At 57.6% G+C, this 19,706-nt stretch carries 19 protein-coding genes; 7 read left to right on the top strand and 12 right to left on the bottom strand.

The annotated features are described in order from the left end of the window. Positions 1-481 precede the first annotated feature (481 nt). Both N7568_RS05140 and N7568_RS05135 read left to right on the top strand, forming a co-directional pair. Positions 482-1,105, top strand: a complete 624-nt coding sequence (locus N7568_RS05140; protein ID WP_261608822.1) for an ABC transporter ATP-binding protein — start codon at positions 482-484, stop codon at positions 1,103-1,105. Next, complete coding sequence (locus N7568_RS05135) at positions 1,102-2,043, top strand: hypothetical protein (protein ID WP_261608821.1); 942 nt, start codon at positions 1,102-1,104, stop codon at positions 2,041-2,043. The genes N7568_RS05140 and N7568_RS05135 overlap by 4 nt, the downstream gene beginning before the upstream one ends. A gap of 73 nt (positions 2,044-2,116) precedes the next feature. On the opposite strand, the gene cspE is transcribed toward N7568_RS05135, so the two are convergent. Both cspE and N7568_RS05125 read right to left on the bottom strand, forming a co-directional pair. Beyond that, on the bottom strand, positions 2,117-2,320 hold the full coding sequence (gene cspE / locus N7568_RS05130; RefSeq protein WP_011773907.1) for a transcription antiterminator/RNA stability regulator CspE: 204 nt from the start codon (positions 2,318-2,320) through the stop codon (positions 2,117-2,119). 301 nt (positions 2,321-2,621) lie between these two features. Next, entirely contained in the window at positions 2,622-2,828 is a 207-nt protein-coding gene (locus N7568_RS05125) for a hypothetical protein (protein WP_261608820.1), read from the bottom strand. A 173-nt stretch (positions 2,829-3,001) separates the two neighbouring features. Between N7568_RS05125 and N7568_RS05120 the strand changes: the two genes are divergently transcribed. Continuing rightward, positions 3,002-4,246: a flavin-containing monooxygenase gene (locus N7568_RS05120; RefSeq protein ID WP_261608819.1), complete on the top strand. Its 1,245-nt coding sequence runs from the start codon at positions 3,002-3,004 to the stop codon at positions 4,244-4,246. 5 nt (positions 4,247-4,251) lie between these two features. Here the strand turns inward: N7568_RS05120 and N7568_RS05115 are convergent, their stop codons facing one another. The 3 genes from N7568_RS05115 to N7568_RS05105 all read right to left on the bottom strand — a co-directional run bounded on the left by N7568_RS05115 (position 4,252) and on the right by N7568_RS05105 (position 6,758). Then, positions 4,252-4,881: a dihydrofolate reductase family protein gene (locus N7568_RS05115; protein ID WP_261608818.1), complete on the bottom strand. Its 630-nt coding sequence runs from the start codon at positions 4,879-4,881 to the stop codon at positions 4,252-4,254. Between the two features lie 166 nt (positions 4,882-5,047). After that, positions 5,048-5,248: a hypothetical protein gene (locus N7568_RS05110; RefSeq protein ID WP_261608817.1), complete on the bottom strand. Its 201-nt coding sequence runs from the start codon at positions 5,246-5,248 to the stop codon at positions 5,048-5,050. Positions 5,249-5,366: 118 nt separating this feature from the next. Then, positions 5,367-6,758, bottom strand: a complete 1,392-nt coding sequence (locus tag N7568_RS05105; RefSeq protein WP_261608816.1) for an APC family permease — start codon at positions 6,756-6,758, stop codon at positions 5,367-5,369. A 465-nt stretch (positions 6,759-7,223) separates the two neighbouring features. Here N7568_RS05105 and N7568_RS05100 point away from each other — a divergent pair, with 465 nt between their 5' ends. Further along, entirely contained in the window at positions 7,224-8,270 is a 1,047-nt protein-coding gene (locus tag N7568_RS05100) for an HNH endonuclease (protein ID WP_261608815.1), read from the top strand. 251 nt (positions 8,271-8,521) lie between these two features. Here N7568_RS05100 and N7568_RS25935 read toward each other — a convergent pair whose 3' ends face one another. After that, positions 8,522-8,722, bottom strand: a complete 201-nt coding sequence (locus N7568_RS25935; RefSeq protein WP_368736507.1) for an HNH endonuclease — start codon at positions 8,720-8,722, stop codon at positions 8,522-8,524. 301 nt (positions 8,723-9,023) lie between these two features. On the opposite strand from N7568_RS25935, the gene N7568_RS05095 reads away from it, so the two are divergent. Beyond that, the gene (locus tag N7568_RS05095) at positions 9,024-9,773 is read left to right on the top strand and encodes a hypothetical protein (protein WP_261608814.1); all 750 of its coding nucleotides are present in this window, start codon (positions 9,024-9,026) and stop codon (positions 9,771-9,773) included. 187 nt (positions 9,774-9,960) lie between these two features. On the opposite strand, the gene N7568_RS05090 is transcribed toward N7568_RS05095, so the two are convergent. Further along, positions 9,961-10,428: a hypothetical protein gene (locus N7568_RS05090; RefSeq protein ID WP_261608813.1), complete on the bottom strand. Its 468-nt coding sequence runs from the start codon at positions 10,426-10,428 to the stop codon at positions 9,961-9,963. A gap of 221 nt (positions 10,429-10,649) precedes the next feature. On the opposite strand from N7568_RS05090, the gene N7568_RS05085 reads away from it, so the two are divergent. Beyond that, complete coding sequence (locus N7568_RS05085) at positions 10,650-11,903, top strand: ATP-binding protein (RefSeq protein WP_261608812.1); 1,254 nt, start codon at positions 10,650-10,652, stop codon at positions 11,901-11,903. Between the two features lie 293 nt (positions 11,904-12,196). On the opposite strand, the gene N7568_RS05080 is transcribed toward N7568_RS05085, so the two are convergent. The 4 genes from N7568_RS05080 to N7568_RS05065 form a co-directional block, all read right to left on the bottom strand. Then, the gene (locus N7568_RS05080; protein ID WP_261608811.1) at positions 12,197-13,234 is read right to left on the bottom strand and encodes a DUF4917 family protein; all 1,038 of its coding nucleotides are present in this window, start codon (positions 13,232-13,234) and stop codon (positions 12,197-12,199) included. 239 nt (positions 13,235-13,473) lie between these two features. Beyond that, positions 13,474-14,076 carry a hypothetical protein gene (locus N7568_RS05075; RefSeq protein WP_261608810.1) on the bottom strand — a complete coding sequence of 201 codons (603 nt, stop codon included), beginning with the start codon at positions 14,074-14,076 and terminating at the stop codon, positions 13,474-13,476. 101 nt (positions 14,077-14,177) lie between these two features. Continuing rightward, the gene (locus N7568_RS05070; RefSeq protein ID WP_261608809.1) at positions 14,178-14,951 is read right to left on the bottom strand and encodes a DUF4145 domain-containing protein; all 774 of its coding nucleotides are present in this window, start codon (positions 14,949-14,951) and stop codon (positions 14,178-14,180) included. A 152-nt stretch (positions 14,952-15,103) separates the two neighbouring features. Continuing rightward, on the bottom strand, positions 15,104-15,526 hold the full coding sequence (locus N7568_RS05065) for a hypothetical protein (protein ID WP_261608808.1): 423 nt from the start codon (positions 15,524-15,526) through the stop codon (positions 15,104-15,106). A 550-nt stretch (positions 15,527-16,076) separates the two neighbouring features. Between N7568_RS05065 and N7568_RS05060 the strand changes: the two genes are divergently transcribed. Next, entirely contained in the window at positions 16,077-16,652 is a 576-nt protein-coding gene (locus N7568_RS05060; protein WP_306422593.1) for a recombinase family protein, read from the top strand. Between the two features lie 59 nt (positions 16,653-16,711). Here N7568_RS05060 and N7568_RS05055 read toward each other — a convergent pair whose 3' ends face one another. Beyond that, positions 16,712-19,453 (bottom strand): N-6 DNA methylase, encoded by a 2,742-nt coding sequence (locus tag N7568_RS05055; RefSeq protein ID WP_261608807.1) that lies wholly within the window; start codon positions 19,451-19,453, stop codon positions 16,712-16,714. Positions 19,454-19,706 lie beyond the last annotated feature (253 nt).

The following is a 19,706-nucleotide window of genomic DNA, read 5'->3' as shown; positions in this document are numbered from 1 at the left end:
TGACCTTCTGTTTCCGTGGACGCCCGACATGCGGCTCACTTTGCAGGCTAGATCGAGAAATCGGGACTAGGTGGCAAAACGGCCTTGCACAGGCCGATTTGGGGCCATCTAGGTGGTGATTTGGGCAAAACTAGGTGCTGGCGGGGACCGTCTAGGTGGTGGGGCTGGTCGGAAATCAGGTGATCCATGGGAAGCTCCCTCAGCTCTGCAGGTGGATTACCTTCCACGCTACGGAGGTCCGAGCGAGAGTTACACGGGTGTAATTCGCTATGTGGATATGTATTCGAGTCATATTTTGGTCTCTAGTACACATCTTCGACTCCGGCGCTCTGAGCGCTTGTGTTCGAAAGGGGCCGTTGCCACCAACGCATTTGACAAGGGGCTGCTCCCAGGTCGAGAGTGTTGCTCAATCACCGGAGCCATCAGCGCGAACGGTGATTCTCGGGCATTTTCATTGTGGGGGGGGGACAAATGAGGATCAATGCTGCGCATCACGAACCTATCCAAGAGCTACGGCCTCAACAGGGTCATCAATAACGGCAACCTCACCATTCCTTCAACGGGGTTACACCTCATCCGTGGTGAGAACGGAAGCGGCAAGACCACCCTGCTCAAGTGCCTCGCAGGACTGGTCAGGTTCAAGGGTGAGGCCAGCTGGTACAAAAGCGACCTTCGAGACTACGTATCTACAGCCTTCGACGACTCGGCCGTCCATGAGCGCCTGACTGGACTGCAGAATCTCAGCGCCCTCCTGGATATCCCACCTCGCCTGGTCACCGCCCATCCCATCATCCGGACATTTCTCACCCGGGAACTGCTGAGTCGGAGGTCATCCTCATACTCCCTGGGGCAGCGAAAGAAGCTCAAGCTGGCGGCGGCGTTCGCAAGTGGCCGGCCATGCATCCTGCTCGACGAGCCAGGCTCCGGCCTGGATGATCACGGGAGGCGTGCGCTGCGCCTCGTGTTGGAGTCGATTGAGGCCAGCAAGTGCGTCATCGTTTCTGATCATGACGCCGCGTCCTATCAGGACATTGCCTCTACGACATTCACCATCCGGAGGGGAAAAGTCCGTCCAGACAGGGAAGCCATGGTGTCACTTCGATGAGCAAGTATCTGCGTTCCCTGAGAACAGAACTGCGATATCAGTTCTGGAGCAAAGCACTGCTCCTCCCCATCGGCGGTCTGCTGGCGTCGCTGGTAATCCCCTTTACTGGGAGCATCAGCAATGTCAGCTCAGCCCTGACGCGGCTTCAAACCACAGAGTCGCACGCACTGGCCAACGGCATCTCTTTGGCCGCGGCCATGGAACAGCCCAACAACGTGGTCATCCAAGGCGGTCAACGGATCATCGACAACCCCCTCCGTTTTGACTACGAGGCCGCCTTTTTCGCGAGCCGCGCCCTGGAGGGCACTAATGCCATCGGCACTGGGCTGGAGATGGTCACCTTCCTGGTCATCCCCCTGCTCTTCTTCATCTACGGATGCGCAACAGCAGTAGGCGATGTCCGCCGTCGGATCCTGAAGGATCGAATTGTCGCTCAAGGCGCTGCACAGTACGTTGCCGCGAAGGTGACAACAATCGTGTTGGTTGCGGTGGCGGCGGTTGTGCTCGCCGCCGGGCTGAGCTTGGGAGCGGCGCCGGTCCTGAGGTCACTGTTTCTGGAGAACGACAGCCACAACTTTGTCTATGCCGTGGACGACATTGGGGCAGGCAACCCCGTTGCCCAAATTGCATTCGCTTCCGCTGTGGCCGTCCTGTTTGGCCTCGTGGGGCTATTTGTTGGGCTCGTTGCCAGGACCATGCTGATACCTTGCTTGGCTGCGGGGGCGTTGCTCCTGCTGCTGCCGTTAGCCGGCCCCTACGATCCCCGTAACATCCTTACAGCCGCGGCGGAAGGCATCTTCAGCTACTGGGGCGGATTTAACCCACGTCCGCCATTTCCAGTGTGGACCGAACTCGGGGTCTTGCTGTCCATGGTGGCCTTGGTATTGGTGGCGCTCGTCTCGACGGCCGTCTGGTCGCGGATGTCGAAGTTCGTCTAGCCCAGCGCCGATGGGAGGGCAAACAAAAGCAGGGCCGGTCAATGACCGGCCCTGCTTCTTTGTTATCCGAAGACTAGATAGCCTGGATGTTTACTGCCTGGGGACCCTTGGGGCCCTGCTCGACGTCGAAGGAAACCTTCTGGTTCTCTTCGAGGGAGCGGTAGCCCGAGGAGTTGATCGCAGAGTAGTGAGCGAAAACGTCCTGGCTGCCATCTTCAGGAGAGATGAAGCCGAAGCCCTTTTCGGAGTTGAACCATTTTACGGTACCTGTAGCCATTTTTTTCAGTCCTTACTGAAGGTGGAGATGCTCCCGACTTTCGGGTCTCCGGTGTGGGGTGTTCTCCACCGTTACTTCAGAAGGTCACGATCCGGAAGGATCGTGGGGACTGCCTGAACTACCAAATGCCAAACACAACAACACCGTCAAGTCTACAGAGTTCTGCGCAGATAGCTAGTGCTGGGAAACATTTATCCATTGGATGTGTCCCACAGGCCCAAAACCAGGCCTTCAGTGCCCACCTTTTACCGGGCAGCGGAGTCCACCTCAGCAGATTCCACGGCTCCGGGCAGACAACTCGCTACCGCTGCCGAGGCTCGTCACCGTTGGTCGCGCCACTGAGCCTGTCTTTAATCACCCAACTGGCAATTGACGGAGCAGCGGTCGCTATGAGGCAGGCCGTCGCCCAGAAGTTGTCCAATAGGCCGCTGACGAGCAGCAAAAGGCCAACCGCAATCACCACCCACGTTGTGATGTCGAGAAGCCGAATCAATTTTGTCGTCGACATGTGCGAATCATCCCCCCTAGATACGTTCCGAAAGCCTATGTCTTTTGGATACACGCGGCATCCTGCGACCTCGCATCGGGGACGATCCAGCGGCAGCCGTTTCAGGTGCTCAGCCATGAGAAATCCGTCTTCGTCCATCCCCTTACAGGCCTCCGAAGCGTAAACTCCACCCCATGGGACCGACCCCGGACACGGTCATCATCGGCGCAGGCCAAGCCGGCCTCACGACGAGCTACTGGCTCACGCAATTCGGCGTCGAGCATCAGATTCTGGAACGTCGCGACTCACTCGGCGGCGCCTTCCAGGACCGCTGGGACAGCTTCTACATGAACACCCCGAACCTTGCGCTGGACCTCCCCGGGATGCCGTACGACGGCGACGACCGGGACGCGTTCATCTCCGGCGACGCAGTCGTGAACCTCTTCAGGCAGTACGCCGAGCTGATCGCCGCTCCAGTCCACACCGGCGTCGACGTCACTCGTCTATCCAAGGCACCGGGCGGCGGGTTCCATCTTGAGACATCGCTCGGGAACCTGCGCGCACGCAACGTCGTCCTGGCAACGGGCGCCTACCAAGTCCCCAAGATCCCCGCTCTGGCCACGAAGCTCCCAGCCGGCGTGACGCAACTCCACACCCACGACTACCGCAATCCCGAGCAGCTGCCCGAGGGTGCCGTACTCATCGTCGGAACCGGCCAATCGGGCGGCCAGATCGCCGAGGAACTCCACGCAGCTGGCCGCGAGGTCCACCTCTCCGTCTCAATCGTCCCCGAAGCACCCCGCCGATACCGCGGCCAGGACCTCATCTACTGGATGCTCGAAACCGGCAAACATGGCCCCGACTACGGCGTCAACGCCCTCACCACCAAGGCACTCCCCTCCCCGGCCGCGCGCTTCGCCCCCAACCCGCTGCTCTCGGGCACCGACGGCGGCCATGCCATTCACCTCCGCGAACTCGGCCGCCGCGGCATGCTCCTGCACGGGCACTTGGAGACAATCGACGACGGCGCCATCACCTTCAGCGACGACCTCCCCGAACGCCTCGCAGCGGTCGAATCGATCTTCGCGCAGCGTTCGGGAAAAGCAATTGATGCGTATATCGCGGCGGCAGGAATTGACGCGCCGGAGCAGGAACCCGTACCTGCCGATAACTGGCTGCCTTCAGGGCCGACGCAACTGAACCTGGCAGATGCAAACATCACATCGGTCATATGGGCCAGCGGATACAAACTCGACTTCCGCCTGGTCGACATGCCCTTGACTGACCAATGGGGCTATCCGAGGCACGATAGAGGAGTTACTGAAATTCCCGGCATATACGTGGTCGGCCTACCTTGGCTGACCAGGCACTACTCAGCAATAGTCGGTGGCGTCGGGCTGGACGCGGAGTACGTGGCCGGCCGGGTTGCCGTGGCGTGACAGCTTTACTGGCTTTCCGCCTGATCGATCTCCGCCATGTTTCCCACCGCGGGAGCCCCCTCCACCAGTGTGTAGCGTTGCATCACCGCACCGTTCGGTGAGGCAACCACGGGCTCGATAAGCCTGAGGTTCGTCGGCACCACTCCGTCGGCGAACACTTTCTTCCCGCGGCCGAGGAGGATCGGATAGACCCACAGGTTGAGTTGGTCGAACAGTCGCTCAGAAAAAAGAGTCTGGACGAAGTCGAGGCTACCGATGACGTGGATGTTCTGGTGCTTCTGGCGGAGTTCCCTCAAGGATGCCACGGTGTCAGGGCCGAGCCAAGTGGATCCTTCCCACTCAAGCTGTTGCGACTGACGCGAGGCAACGTACTTCGGAAGTCGGTTGAACAGCTCTGCGATCTTGCCATCCTGGTGAGGCCAGTACGAGGCGAAGATGTCATAAGTCCGCCGCCCCAGTAGCAGTGCGTCCATTCCCACCATTCCGGAATCGATCTGATCGCCAACAACCTCGTCGATAAGCGGCGCCTGCCAGCCGCCGAACGCGAAGTCGTCAGCAGGGTCCTCTTCCGGCCCGCCGGGCGCCTGCGCGACTCCGTCGAGCGTCGTGAACAGGTCAATGTGAATCAGTCCCATGTTGGGATCCTTCCCTGCTGCCCGTCGTCACCCCGGCGACAGGATCAAGTTGAGGGTTCCACAGGAGGGGCCGCCAGGCAATGGTGACCGGAGAAGTACGACGACGGCGACAGCACCTTGCGCGGGCACGGCCGCCAGAATCTTCACGCCGGGAGAAGAAGACGGCCTACGCCGCGTCCCTCATCTTCTCGGCGCCTTGCCGCCGCTCAAGAATCACCCAAGCAACCGTCGTCGGTGCCCCGATCAGTACGAGAAGCGCCAAGCTCCAGAACCCGCTGATCACTTGAGTCGATTGCAAAATCACAATGGTTAACAACAGGACTGTGGATGCAATGTTCAAGACGCGGAGCTTACGTGCAGTAGTCATTTTCAAAATCGTTCCCCTTACGATGTCGTCCAAGAAGCCTAACGTCTCCGGTCCCAGAGTGGCTGTGAGGGGAATGCACACGGCTGGCGAAGATCCTCTGAGCTTGCGCTCAGGAAACCTATACCTCCTTCAGTTCCAGCTGCGGCGCAGGCTTCCGGAACCCTCGCGTCAGGAATGCCAGGTAGGCCAATCCCGCGCCTGCCCAAATCAAACCGAAAGTGAACGACAAACCACTCAGGCTGGTCCACAACCAGATCGTCAGCACAAACCCAATGCCGGGAAGCACGAGGTTGTGGATCACGCCGTGAGCTCCTCGGGCCCTCTGGTCGAAGTAGTAGTGCTTGATGACGGCCAAGTTGACGACGGAGAAGGCGACCAGGGCACCGAAGCTAATCAGAGAGGAAATCGTCAGCAGGTCCAACACGAAAGCCAGTAGCGACACGGCGGAGGTCAGCAGGATGGGCAGCACCGGGGTGCTGAAGCGGGCGTGGAGCCGCCCCAACGCTGCCGGGAACACTCCGCTGCGGCCCATCGAATGAATGATCCGCGAGACCGAAGCCTGGGAGGTCAACGCTGATCCGAGACTGCCGGCAATGTAGGCGGCCGTGAAGAAGGCCACCAGCAGCTCGCCGCCGGCTGCGCCAATGACCTCGATGGCCGCCGAGTCCACGTCGTTGAAGGTGCTTACGGGCAGAACCAGGTGGCTGATGTACGCGAGCCCCAGGAAAATCATGCCGGCAAGGATCGTGGTGATCATGATGGCGCGGGGCAAATTCCGCTTAGGGTCCTTGGTTTCCTCCGCGAAGGTTGAGACGGCGTCGAACCCCAAGTAGGAGAGGCAGAGGATGGCGGAGCCGGCGAAGACCGGCGAAAGGCCTTCGGCACCTTCGGCCCCGGTGAATGGCGCCAGGAGATCTACGCTGCCGGTTCCTGTCATGGAGGAAAGCCCCAGTGCCACAAACAACACGATGAAGAGCGCTTGTAGACCCACCACCACAAAGTTGGCCTTCGCAATCGCAGTGATGCCGAGGATGTTCAGCACGGTCACAGCCACAATCGAGACGATCATAAACACCCACGAGGGCACCGCCGGGAAGGCAGCGTTCATATAGATGCCGATCAGCAGGTAGTTGATCATCGGCAGCAACAGATAGTCCAGCAGGAGCGACCAACCGGCCATGAAGCCAAGGCCAGGCCCGAAGGATCGGGTTGCATAGGTGTAAGCGGATCCACCGAATGGGAATGCCTGCGACATGCGGCCATACGAGCGGGCCGTGAACAGCATGACCACCAGTGTCACGGCATAGGCAGCCGAGAGCCTCCCGCCAGTAAGTTCCACGACGATGCCGTAGGTGCTGAAGATCGTCAGCGGCACCATGTAGACCAATCCCAGCAGGACCAGGGATGGAACGCCGAGGACTCGGCGCCAACTTTGGTTCGCTGACTCCGTGGACGTGGGCCCCACAGGCTTCTCGCCTGCCGGTGTATCAGTTTCAAACGTGGGGGTCATTGAGAATCCTCGGTGGTCATGCTGGTGTGCTGGGAAGCTGCGACGCTGCAGAACTTCGTAGCGGCGACCGGATCTACGGGGTCGCCGAGATCCTGAAGTGCTGGGGTGACTCAGGGGCGCATGATGGAGGCCGCCGGGGTAAGAATGCGGGATGAAATGAATAGCGTTCATTTATCGTGACGGTGATGAGGGTCAGAGTCAATATGTGGCGGGCGGCTCTTCAGACAGCAGCACACGAGATCCAAGTACGGCGCCATCGGCTCGCCCTCCAGGCGCCGCCCTCCCCGCCGCCCGCTTCGCCTCAGCCCCCTGATCTCCGGCACCGACGGCGGACACGCCATTGACATTCGCGAGCTCGGCCGGCGGGACCGTCTAAGGTGGGCACATCGGAAAGACAGGTTCAACGATGAGCACTCCCCGTACGATGCTTCGCCGGGCAGGAGTCATCATCGTAGGGAGGTAACCGTGGGATTAACGAAGGCCGAGCGATCCATGCCGGTAAGGGAGCGATTCTATTCCCGCACTGTCCGCCGCGCTAACGGATGCCTCGAATGGATAGGTTTTCGCAAGGCCTCCGGCCACGGCATGACTTCACTCAATGGAAAGACCATGCACGCATCCAGAGCCGCCTTTGTCCTGGAAACGCAAACTGAGCTGACCACCGAACAACATGTGCTTCACACTTGCGACAACCCGGCCTGTGTCGAAATTGGACACCTCTATGTCGGTGACAACAAGCAGAATGTCTCCGACAAAATCGCCCGAGGTCGTGCGAGGACGCCCACCGGTGCAGCCAACAACCGGACGGTTCTCACGGAGGCTCAGATTGAAGAAATTAGGTCTCGTCGTGCACGGGGCGAGACATTGCGTGAGATCTCTGTCAAAGTTGGCTGCTCACCAAATTACGCCGGGCAAGTCGCGAGGGGCATGTTCCGCGCAGGTCCACCATACGTCCGGTCCGAATACGCTGCGGCACGAGCGGAGCAACGGGCCCGAGCTGGAGCAACACAAACCACGGAAGTGACGCCGCTACCGGGCGAAGAGTGGCGCGCATCGAAGTTTGAGGGGTACACCGTCAGCAACCTTGGCCGAGTCATCGGCCGCCAGGGATTTGTCTTGAAACAAAGCACCTCACCAACGGACCCGCGGCCAGTAGTTGGAATCGGCGGCACGCCTGTGCGTGTGCATGTGATCGTATGCGAGGCTTTCCATGGTCCTCGCCCTCCCGGCCAGGAAGCGGCCCACTTCGACGGCAATCCAGCAAACAACCGATCCGACAATCTTCGTTGGGCCACACGTTTGGACAACGAGAACGACAAAAAACGCCACGGAACCTACTACGGACGTGGGCTGCGAAAGCTCACTGCCAAAGATGCCAAAAGCATCCGGTCAGAACTGGCCAAGGGGAAACGCGGGATCATCGCACGACTCGCAGAGAAGTACGGCGTCTCGCGCGGAGCAATTGTGAGTATCAGGGACGGCAAAACTTGGATCTCCGTGGTTAATGACTAGCGCTGGCGCAAGATTGCCCGCCGCATGATCGAGTAACGGCTGTTTGGCCGTAGTGTATTCCAAGGGCAGAACCGAACGCGTGGCGTTCCAGTTCGCCCCGGATGGGCTTCGCTTCGAGAAGCAGCGGGGCTATGGTTCCTATAGAGATTTCGTGACAACGGCAAAGGACCTTGGTCCGGAAGTCCAGATCCGGCCGAAAGTGACATTCTTGACTGGGCCCGAAGCCCCCGCGCCGTCCAGACTACATTTCCTCAGTCAGTTCCATCTTTCTTCCGTTGCTTCCACACAATCAGGAGCATTGCACCTTTAGCGCCATTGCAGTTTGCGCAGGCGGGCGTGATGCTGCCCGGAGCATGGCGACCACCCTTGGTCAGGGGAATGATGTGGTCCATCACCAACCTGGATGGACGGTCCCCGCGGTAGGTACAGCGGTGACTGTTTCGCCGTAGCATCCGAAGCCATTCCCGCTCCGGGACCGCAACGAACCCCGGATTATTGCACTTGCGCGCACGCCTATTGGCGTGGTGTGGGTACCGCTCCTCAGGGTTTGCGCGGCGCCAGGCACGCGATGTCTCCAACTGGCGCGGCAGCGTTGCGCGGTACAACGCCCGCGCTTGCTTCTTTCGCTTGCGCCGTTCTTTGGGGTAACACCTTTGATTTCGCGCTCGCCTCATCAAGCCCCGTCGTTCCGAAAGATAACCTGACCTACAAACTCCGGAACTTCCTGCCTACTGCTTCTAGTACGGTGGTCGGATGAGCGAAGTAGGAAAGGTGCTGGCCGACCAGTTGGGAAACATCCTTGGGGTTGCTGGTCTAGTAACAGGCTTCATCTTTTACTGGCTTTCACGGAGGCCCAAGCGCTTTGGATGGCAGGTCATCAGCAAGACCGAAATAGTCAGCTTCAAAGGCCGGTCACTGCCCCTGCAGGTCGTGTACGGCGGCGAGGAAGTCTACAGCCCCAACCTCATCGTGTTGCGTCTTGGCAACGCCGGGAAAGCTGAGATACGACCCGATGACTACGACGGTCCTGTGCGAGTGGACTTCTCCAAAGGCAGGATGCTGGCGTGTGACGTCAGCAGAAAGTTGAACGAGAAAATAGAAGTTGAGGTAACCCGCGACACTCCGATGTCCGTGACGGTTGCTCCCTCCCTGCTAAACGCAGGAGAATGGGTCGACCTGCACTTCATTACTGACGGCCCGGTTGAGACTCCCGCCGTGTCAGCACGAATTGCTGGTGAAACCAGTGCAGCTGGCGATGTTGTCGCCCAGCAGAAACGCCTTTGGCGACCGTGGCTGGTTCTAGGAGCGTTTCTGCTTTTGCTGGGGCCGACGATTATAGAGGCCATCCTTAAAGAGGGCGGCAAGGACCTGGGGTTTGCAGCCTATACCCTTGGCTTTGTTGTTCTATTGATTGCGTGGAAGCAAAGAGGCAAAGCCCCCGTTTGGGGACGTAGTCCGTCACCAAAAAGGAACCGATCGAAGAAAGTGCGCACCGCGCGCTAACAAATCCTCACGGAAAGCAACACGATCATCAGGTAGGACCAAGGAGCCCAGTTACTCGCGCTTCTGTGCCTCTGTGCCCAGATGTCATCACGACTGGGCATTCTAGACATGACTTCTGCTCACTGTAAAAATCTCGGATACTCTGTGGCGGGAATGTCCTGGGCTGTGGAAATGGGTCCGGCTCTGGCTACGCGAGTTGCTGGAAGGCGAGTAGCAATCTGTCGGTGACGTCGATTCCCGCATCCCTGGCTGGCGCCATTCGAAGCCGCCAACCCTCCTTTGCGTGAGGCCGCGCGATAGCACGTACCTGCTGTGCCGTAAGCTCGCGTGCCCAATCTATGGCCGACGTCTCCCGATCCACCGCCACGACAACAGCCGCATCGAAATCAAACCCTCTGAACGCCCAATGCCTTAGGTCACCCTTCGGCAGTGAGCGTGTCTTCACTTGAAGCCGGCGACCGTCACTTGCAACGACATCCACAGATTTCGCCCCTACCCCAAGCAACTGCCCTCCGTAGGCCACCGACACTGTCCGCTCGATGAGTTCTCCTGCCAGAGACGACGCTGTTCGGCTATGCCCTCGCGCCTCGATCTCCACGTCAATGGCACGGCGAAGTACCAGCAATTCCTCCAAGGACATCTCACCCAGATTCATAGACTCATGATGTCATCCCTAAGAGCCCGTTCAGGACTGCTACGCGAACGAGTTCGATGCATGGAAATATTACTTGTTGGAATCGCATAGGATCTCAACCACCACGAACATTGGTTCAATGAGTCAGAATTGAGGGCGCTGTGCGTTTTGGGGGAAGTCCGTTCACCGGAGCAGCGAAGAATAATCTCATAAAGGTGCGAGAAAACGGTGGAGTACTCCAGGTGCTCACCCGCGAGAGTCCCATCAAGGAGTTCAAGGAAAATTTCACCTGGGGATCCATCGGCCTGTACGCGCGCACGATGGCAGCATTTTCCAACTCGCGCGGTGGCTACATCTTCTTCGGCATAACGGATAACCCTCGCATAGCAGTTGGTTTGAGCGAGAGAGCGAAAACCGAATTCGACAATCTCGACCAAGCGAAGCTCACGGAAAGCCTCAACGATCTCTTTTCGCCTGAGATCCATTGGGAAATCGGCCTCATAGACTTGCCGGATGGGCGCGTCGTGGGTGCCATCTATACGTTCGAGTCCGACAACAAGCCCCTCGTGGCTCGGAAGAGCTACCAACAACAAAACGCCAAACTCGTCGAGGGGGATATTCTTTACCGGTACAACTCACGTTCCGAACGAATAAAATTCCCTGAGCTGAAGCGGATACTTGACGACGCCAAGCTCCGCGAACAACGGTCCATGATGAACCACATAGAAGCGCTCGTGAGGGCGGGGGCCGCCAATGCAGCGATTCTCGACTTCTCCGCAAACACTCTTCAGGGACCGGCTGGGCAAAAAGTTCTCATCGATGAGGGCCTTATCGACAAAATCGCCTTCATCAAGGAGGGCGAGTTTGATGAAGTGTCAGGTGCCCCTACTCTCAGGCTCGTGGGTGATTTGCAGCCAGCTACAGCGATCACGATGGGCGGCGCCGAACGCATTGTTCGCTCTGCACTCTCTAGCGACGATGTCCTCAATGATTTCCTCGAACGCCGCAACGTGGGCAATGCGGAACAGTACATACGGCAAATCGCTACGGGAAATTCAGGGTTCCTACCCGTCCAGTACTACCGGGTCTTAGCACAGATGTCGCACGATGAACTTCTTGAACTCGTGACGAACGTATCAACACGGTCACCAGCCAAGAAGAAGCTTCTAGAGCGACTGGACTCAGGCGATGACATGTTCATGGCGCCGCCTCCAACCTCGTCCCATTACGCCTCGACCCTTAAGCGTCGGGCCTACTACGAAAAACTCTCCCGGCGGGAATTCGATAAAATTACTTTCACAACCGCGTTGGATGCTCAGCATCTCCTTGAAGCCATCAAGTCTTTGGACGATGACCAAGTCCAGGTGACCGCAGACCAGCTCCTCGAACTCATGAAGGTGACCTTCGATGAGTACTACAGTTCGAGTGGCCACGTTGCTGACGCCCTGCGTAGGGCGGCATGCCGGGTCGACAGCGCGATGTTCACGTCCGCGTGATCATTCCTCCATACCAGCTGGGCGTCAGCTGCCAGGCATATCTAAGGCCTCAACTACCGTGGTACTGCATGAGCTTTCGGGGCGCCACCCCCGGGTGGCGCACAGCCGCTAAAGGTCCTTGCCATACGCTGGATGTCGCCACTCCAATGCGGCGAAGACGAAGATAAGCCTCGAGTCGTTTCAGAATGTGGAAATTTTCGACAAAACGCAGAACCAGGACATTACCGATCCGATCGTGAAGGCCTACTGCTGGCCAAGTCTAACTCCGCGGCCTACGTGCCTCCGACTGGCACCTACCACAAGGGCACACTTGAGGCGTCGAAGAACGCATACTCCAGGGGGTTTCTCGGATTCACATGCTGGCGCCTGATGACCAAGTCAGCCGTACGCCGCTGAATTGCCCTATTTCCTTCCGAGTCAGGATCTCCGTGTAGTGACACAGCAATTCTGGTAATTTTTGATCGAATAACGGCTTCGAAGATGTGGTCATCATTGGCGTCTAGCGAATGACCAAACACCAACAGTCCATTTCCTCGACCGGTCAGACTCCTGAGAGAGCGGGAGAGATATGCGCTTCCATTGATCCGTTGAAGTTTCTCGGCAGACTCCCCTTCGGCAACATATAACGGATATCGTCCGGATTCGAGCTGGCTGCGAACCTGGTCTATGAGCGCCGCATGGGTCCTTATATAGGTGATCTTACGCAGGCCGTCGCTGCCGCGATACAGATGAAGAGCGCCATGCAGGTAATGAACAGTCTGGGCATATGGATTGTAAATGTTCCAAAGCACGGTTTCGTCGCCGTCGATACGGCTGTCCCTGAAACCGTCATCTGATCGACGGTCAGTTACGGCGTCATCGAATGTCTGCATCAGCGCCCAATACAACAGCAGGTCATAGCTGACCGTGTATATAGTCCTGAATCGATCGAGGAATTGGCGGACACGCCTGTAGGCAGTTTCTTCTATCTCGAAGGGGCGCTCTGGGTGCAGACCTGCAATGGAACCTGCCAAAGCTTCTCGCACGGCGACAACATTGGCGTTCAACTCGTTGATCGTATCCGCATGGGCGACATCGTCGAGCGCCGTCAGGGTATCCACCGTGCTCTTCAGTTTCCTCATCAGTGACTCGAAGTCGCTGTTGCCGGACGCTTTCATAACCTTGAGTGCAAGGGGCGGAAGTAGATCCCTGTCCTCAGCTAGCGTCGCAAGGGCGCCATAGCTGAAGCGCGAAGAGTCGTAAGCCATGCTGAAGCCATTGCCAAGGAGCAAGGCACACTTGGCTTCGACCCCGTCGCTGGCCCATGAAATTGCCCCATTAAAATCGATCACGTTTCCCCCAAATCTGCTTTAGCCTCAAGATTAGACGATGCCGAAAAAGACGGTTGTTCCCTCGGTGTAGGTGGGATCGCGAGTCGCGACCCATCTCATTGTGCCTGCCTGCCGGACAGGCACTCCTTGGCCCGGGGGCGAGGCACCTCCGTCGCTCCCCGGCCCCCGGGCGCTGAAACTATAGTCGACACCGGCCGCTCACACCTAGATCACATGTGCCTGTTCTCAATTACGATGCATTAATGGTTGAGGCGTGCGGCTCTTGCTCGCATTTCGGCTAACTTCTCTCGATGCTGACGACCTTCGGACTCGGCGCCGTCTGGCCACAGGCCAGAGTTGTTGGTGTAGCTAACGTAGGACGTTTCGTTCATGATCTCCGTGTGGAGCGTCACAGTGTCCAGCACCTTCCAGCTTGTGCTTGCATCCACAGTGATCTCAAGCAGGAAGATGCTGGGCTCGCTGGACAGATACCGACCGAACCCTTCGGCTATGAAGTGCGCGTGTTTCGTGATGACGCTTCGACCTGGGACGACATAAGGGTGCGCGTAGTCATCCTGGTCGATTTCTGTGGCTTGGATAGTCTTCCGGAAACTGTGACATTCGAAGACCTGAGTCTGATCACCCTGCCACCTAAGCCTCATACCCGTGACAACCCGAGGAATGGCTCCCGTATTGTAAAGGATTATTGGGACGCGGAGTACGAAAGTGTGGTTCGTTGCGGCCCCGCTGAACGTTGTGACCGGGTAAAGCTTGAGTTTTCCTTTACGCGCCTGCAGCCACCAAAATGATGCGACGGTAAAGATGAGCGCCAGGCAGGCAACAATCACTGATGGAAGCGTCATGAAGTTCACGGTACAGGGTTGGTGGGCGGCAACAACCTCCTAACTTGGACGCAAACGAAGGGCATGGGGATCCTTCGACTATCCTTAGGTTTGCCTTGCGCCTAAGTGAGGTCGTCACTTCCCTGAGCGGCCAAACTGGTTCGGGATGCCTGCACTTTCCTGGATATGGCTTCACGCTTCTCTGCAGGTAACGAGTTGTAAACAGCAAGCAGCCGAGCTGGCCGTGTTATGAGTTCGTCGACCAATCCGTTGATGGTCACAAAGAAAACATCGATGAGTTCGCTCTCGTCCCCCTCCATATAGATGACTACGGATTCGTCGTCGTCCCTCGCTCCGTGAAGTGCTGTATTCCCGACATGCCGGATGATTTCCAAGCCCTGCGCAAGAGTTGCTGTAGTTCTTTCGTGAAGTACCACAAGGCGCGCATCTAGAGAACTCTTAGGGTGTGAATCCGGCGTCAGAACTTTCACAAGCCGCTCCAGCGATGCCCTGCAAAGGGCTACCGCCGCCCTTTGAGAGTGTGGCAGCACAGCCGCTGCCTCCAAATAAAGCTCCTCAACACTTGTCGGCATACCCTCCGCCGGCTCAGGAACGCTGGTGCCTATGGCCATGCTGGGAAACACCAACGTGCCTCCAATCCAGAGGCTGTGCCTGTCGCAGCCTGAGCAAAAGCTGGCCTCCCACCGCTCACCTCGAGCATTTGACGATTCTCTTGAAGTCGCTTTGTCTTCGATCGGATCAAAAAAGCGCTGCCCGTACTCGTCCGAGCCTGTGTGGTAATTGAGCTCCCGCCACTCGTGAGCAGCAAACGTTCCACACCTGGGGCAATTGAAACGCTTTGACTGGTGTGACGGAGGGACGAACTTGCTAGTCATATCTTTAGCATTCCTTGTGGTGTGGGTAGGAAATGGTTTCTGGCTATCGGCGACCTGCTAACCAGTACGGAAGGAGAGTCGCTATCACGACCGGGGTGGGCCGGAATCATGGGTGGGTTACGCGCCCTACCACCGTAGCGTTGGACCGTCATTCACTCGTGGGCGGGCAAGTCTTCGTTGAGGAAGTCAAGAGAACCGGTGCCTTCATAGTCACCCTCATCTTTCTTCGCAAGGCGAACCGGATAGCCTGGTTCACTGCACCATCGACGATTCATGGCGTCGGTAAAGTAGACGCGAGGCCGAAGTCCTTCGAGATTGAGATCATTCTCGAAGTGAAAGATGGGTCGCAGGATTCCGTGGGGTCGGAGCGTTAGATAAGACCGGCTAAACGAACGAATACTGCTCGAATCAGGAAATCCATGGTCTATGCGGATGTGGTGAATGGCGTGTTCCCCGGCGTTCTCAATCGCATACTTCACGCGCTGTACTGTCGGACTAAGGCCGTCCGCAGGACCTGGCACTAAACCTTCCGCAATTTCAGGCGGAATCCCCTCGGCATACTCGACAACTGGCATGGGCTCATTTTGAGGCATCGGAGTGAACCCTTTGCCGTTCCATACATGTCCAGCTTGACTCCTGTTTACAGGCTTACTCCAAACCGTGTAAACGGAAACGAGACGGGCAGGGGCGTATCGCTTGTCCACAGTAGTCCCGTAGTAAATTGCAAGGGCTACCCAGAACGATCCTAGAGTTCCTACGGTGGCCACCCACGTCGGGACGTCTCCCCACTGGTGAGGACCGGTCGCAGCTAAGGCGAAGAAGCAGACGAGAGCCAAGCCGAATGGTATTACCCATACCCATCCGCCCATCTTTTCAATAATTTTCACTGTCCCAGCTTAGGCGGGTAGGTTGACTTCATTTAATCCTGAACCAGTCACTGGCGACCTTCTCGCAACTCCTGCCCGTTCTCGAAAACGATCGTTTATTGATGCGTTGCACCTCGAGCCAGGAACACGTAATTGCCCGCGAGATTCCGGACAGTTGCATTCTCAAAACTCTTCTCATAATCTAGTTCTCAAAACTACCTACAGAGTCGAGTAAGTGAGAAAGAGGGAGGGTCCGGGAATGGCACTAGTTGGCTACATGCGGGTTAGTACGGCCGACCAGAACACGGACGGTCAACGAGATGCGCTGATCGCTGCAGGAGTGAACGACGACGCTCGGCATCTTTTCCAGGATCACGGTGTGAGTGGTGCAAAAGCCAAACGTCCGGGCTTTGATAAGTGCCTGGAGTCGTTGCGGGAAGGTGACACCTTGGTAGTCGCCAAGCTGGACCGATTGGGGCGGTCACTAGGAAATCTCGTGCAGCTATTCCAAGAGCTGGGAGACCAAGGGATTGCCGTGCGGGTGTTAGACAACCCCATGCTTAGCACGGATGGAAACAGGGCGCAGGCCAAGCTGATGCTGGGCATCTTCGGAGCACTAGCTGAATACGAGCGTGACCTGATCCTTGAGCGGACTCATGCAGGCCTGGCAGCAGCGCGCGCGCGTGGGCGCGTAGGTGGCCGTCCTCAGCTGCTGGATAGCTCAAAGGTGACCAGGGCAAAGCAGCTGCACGGAGCTGGCGTTATGAGTCCCAAGGAGATCGCGGATGCGTTGGGCGTCTCCGTAGCTACCCTGTACCGCTACCTAGCCAAATAGCGTAAGAGGCCCCCGAATTTTGCGGGGACCTCTACAGTCAAAAGGGTGCCTGTTGCCGACTATACGAACCGGCTCGTAGCCGCAGTGCGCCCAAGGTCAGCAATGCGAGTGGTTAGCAGCTGGAACCGCCGCGTGGCAGCAGCAATCTTCTGTTGCTGCTCCATGTCATGATCACCGTTCTCGTCTACAGGAATTTCCACGGTAAGTTCTTTGACTCTCGCCGCGAACAACTTCGCCTCATAGATGAAGCCACCTGAGGACGCTGCCTTCTGTAGTGCCAGCGCCAGGTAATCGAGGGAGATACCTTCCACGACGGGTTCCACCGCGATCACATCGTCCGTGATCAGACAGCCGGGCTCTCGAACAAAAACCCAGCCGACAGAACCATTAGCGTTGACTGTCACGATTCGGTTTTCTTCAACGTAGAACTCGGGCTGCGGCTCGAACTTCTTAGTCTCCGGATTGCGCCGCTTCACGGTACGCGACTCCAAGTACTTCTTGGACACGTCCCCCTTAGTCGTCTTCTCGTTCTTGAAGCAGGAATAAACCGTGACCCGGTCCCCTTCGTCGAGAGGAGGATTTTGCATGATCTCGACGGTCTTTATTCTGGTGCCGGACCTGACGACGAAGTGTCCCGCCTTGTCTGACAAAGGTAACGAGATGTGCTCTCCCCGCATCAGGTCATCCAGCTCCGCCTGAGTGTCAGTTAGGTCCTGCAGCAACTCCTCCAGCGTCACCTTCGTCTCCGTGAGGTAGTTTTCTCGGGCGACTGGCGCGGCGGCTTCTCCGATCTTCACGAGTTCCGCGTCATTCCAGAACCGCGTGACATCCCACCGGCTCTCCGCGGAGAACTCCGACGCAAGCGCCCACTTCACTACCGGGGAGACGCTCTGTTGCTTTTCGTTCGTCCAATCGATGAAAATCTTCGAGATGTCTGCGAGATCGTTGTCACTCGGCGTTGGAAGCCGCCTGGCGTCCAAGGACTCACCAATGGATCGGACAATCGCGCAGAAAACCTTGGGTCGCTCATCTTGCGGAGTGAATCGCTTCTCGATGACCAACAGGTAGGTGCTTTGAGACGTGTTGAAGAACGCATTCCGTGGAAGCTGTAGAGATGCGATCAGGTTGCACTCTTGCAGTACTTGAGACTTCAGACTGATTTCAGTCCGATTCAGCATCCCTTGGGGAACGATCACGAAGGCCCGCCCTCCGGGCTTCAGCGCCCCAGAGATATACCGCAGGAAGAGCCCTTCCAGCCCCAGCCCTGAGCGGCTGTAGTAGTCCTTGAGGAGTTCACCGTTTTTCTTGCCCGAGATCGACTTCAGCGTATCCCTGTAGATCGCGCTGCCCCGCGTCACATACGGAGGGTTTGTGAGGATCAGGTCTGCTGCGTTTCGGGGCGGGTGCAGCAGCGAACCGAGCGTCTTGTTCTCATCCATCAGAACAAACGTGTCCGCCATTGCAGTGTTCAGTGCCTGCATGCTTACCGAAGGATCACGAACTTGTTCTGCGAGGTGCAGAAGCATGTTCGCCTTGGCGAGAATGTGCAGGTCAGCGTCCACATCAACGCCCACGGTGGTAACCCGCCGTGAGTGTTCCCCGTTTTTCAGCTTAATGTTCCCTGCCAGGGCTGAGCTCCAGAGGAGGGGCTCGAGGACGAACCCACCAACCCCAGCTGCTGGGTCCAGTACAACCGCCCCGTCAGGGAGTTTGGCCATCTGACTCATATCAACAATTGGCTTGACTATGTTCCTTGGTGTGAAGAACTGGCCAAGCTGCTGCTGTCGGGCTGACTTCTTGAGGAACGTCTCGTAGAGCCTCAGCTTGAACTCGGGGTCGATGTTGGTAAGCACGCCGAATTCCTTGAAGCGATTCAGGATTGCCACAAATGTCGAGTTCCAGGAATCCGCGCTCTTGTCGCCGCTCTTCAGGAAGACGAAACCATTGATGATCGAAGTCTTGGAGACAGTACCGGCCTGTCCAAAGATCTCCTTGAGAACACTGTCCTTGGAGAAAGTGTTATCGGGGAAGATGGACTTGATCTTCGGTCGAATGGTTCGAATGTAGTACTCGATCTGAGTGACACCAGTCGACGTTTTGAACGTCGCTGGGTCTTCCATCAGCTTGGCAAATGAGTAGTCCTTTGGCAGGACCTGCAGGGGAAGGTTGTCGCTGAGGAACTTCAGGACAAACAGCTCGACGAACGTCAGCAAGCACTCTTTAGGCTCAGCTTTCGATGCGTGCCAAATGAGCTGCCAAACACTCTCCGCAAGCTCGGCTGGATCCTTACCGTTGGGCTGCTGGCGAGCACGGATCTTGTCGATCTCGGCATCCGTGAACTGCGACAGCGTGCCCTCGTAGAGCACGATGGCTTGGGCGGATACGCTCGCTTCGACATCTACATAGGTCGTCACTGTCCCGTCACTGCACGCGGCGATCTTGGCACCAAGAGCGTCAGCTGAGACCAGGGCCTGTTCTTGCGCACCCAGCAGCTTGGTCAGCCCAGTCTTTCCGGTGAACGCTCCATCAGGCTTGTGTTCGTGGACGGCCACAACACGGACATCGGAACCAATCCTCTCCATAATGATCTGGTCTGGCTTAAGGCTGGCCACCCTTGCTGGCCGCTTGTACACCGAACACGCGAACCGGAACTCTGCTGGCAACTGCTCCACGAGTCCGGCGGCTACCAAGGCAGTCAGGTTGGTCGCGCCTAGGTTTAGGGACTCGTAGCGTCCGAATGAATCGCCCTTCAACGATCCAGTGGACAGGTACTCACGTTGCTGTAGTTCCTCGTTGGCCATGAAGGTTACTGCCTTTCGCTGCGCGACCAAGGTTCGCGCTGTCATATTCCGACTGGGGTGGTCCCCAAGGGCCGCCGCCTGCCTACCCCGGACCCAATTCAAGCACTCATGCTGAGGCCTGCGAAAACGCCCCGCCCAAGCACCGTTCAGCTGATTGCCCCTGCGTCCTCGAACGGGTCCGGGCTGTAGCCATTTTGTAGCCATGTTCGGGCGAAGTGGATGGAATCTGCGAGAATGCTAGGTAGCCTGCTTT

The organism is Paenarthrobacter aurescens (genome assembly GCF_025421775.1).
In the GTDB taxonomy this organism is placed as follows: Bacteria; Actinomycetota; Actinomycetes; order Actinomycetales; family Micrococcaceae; genus Arthrobacter; species Arthrobacter aurescens_B.
This window is presented reverse-complemented; position numbering and strand designations above follow the sequence as displayed.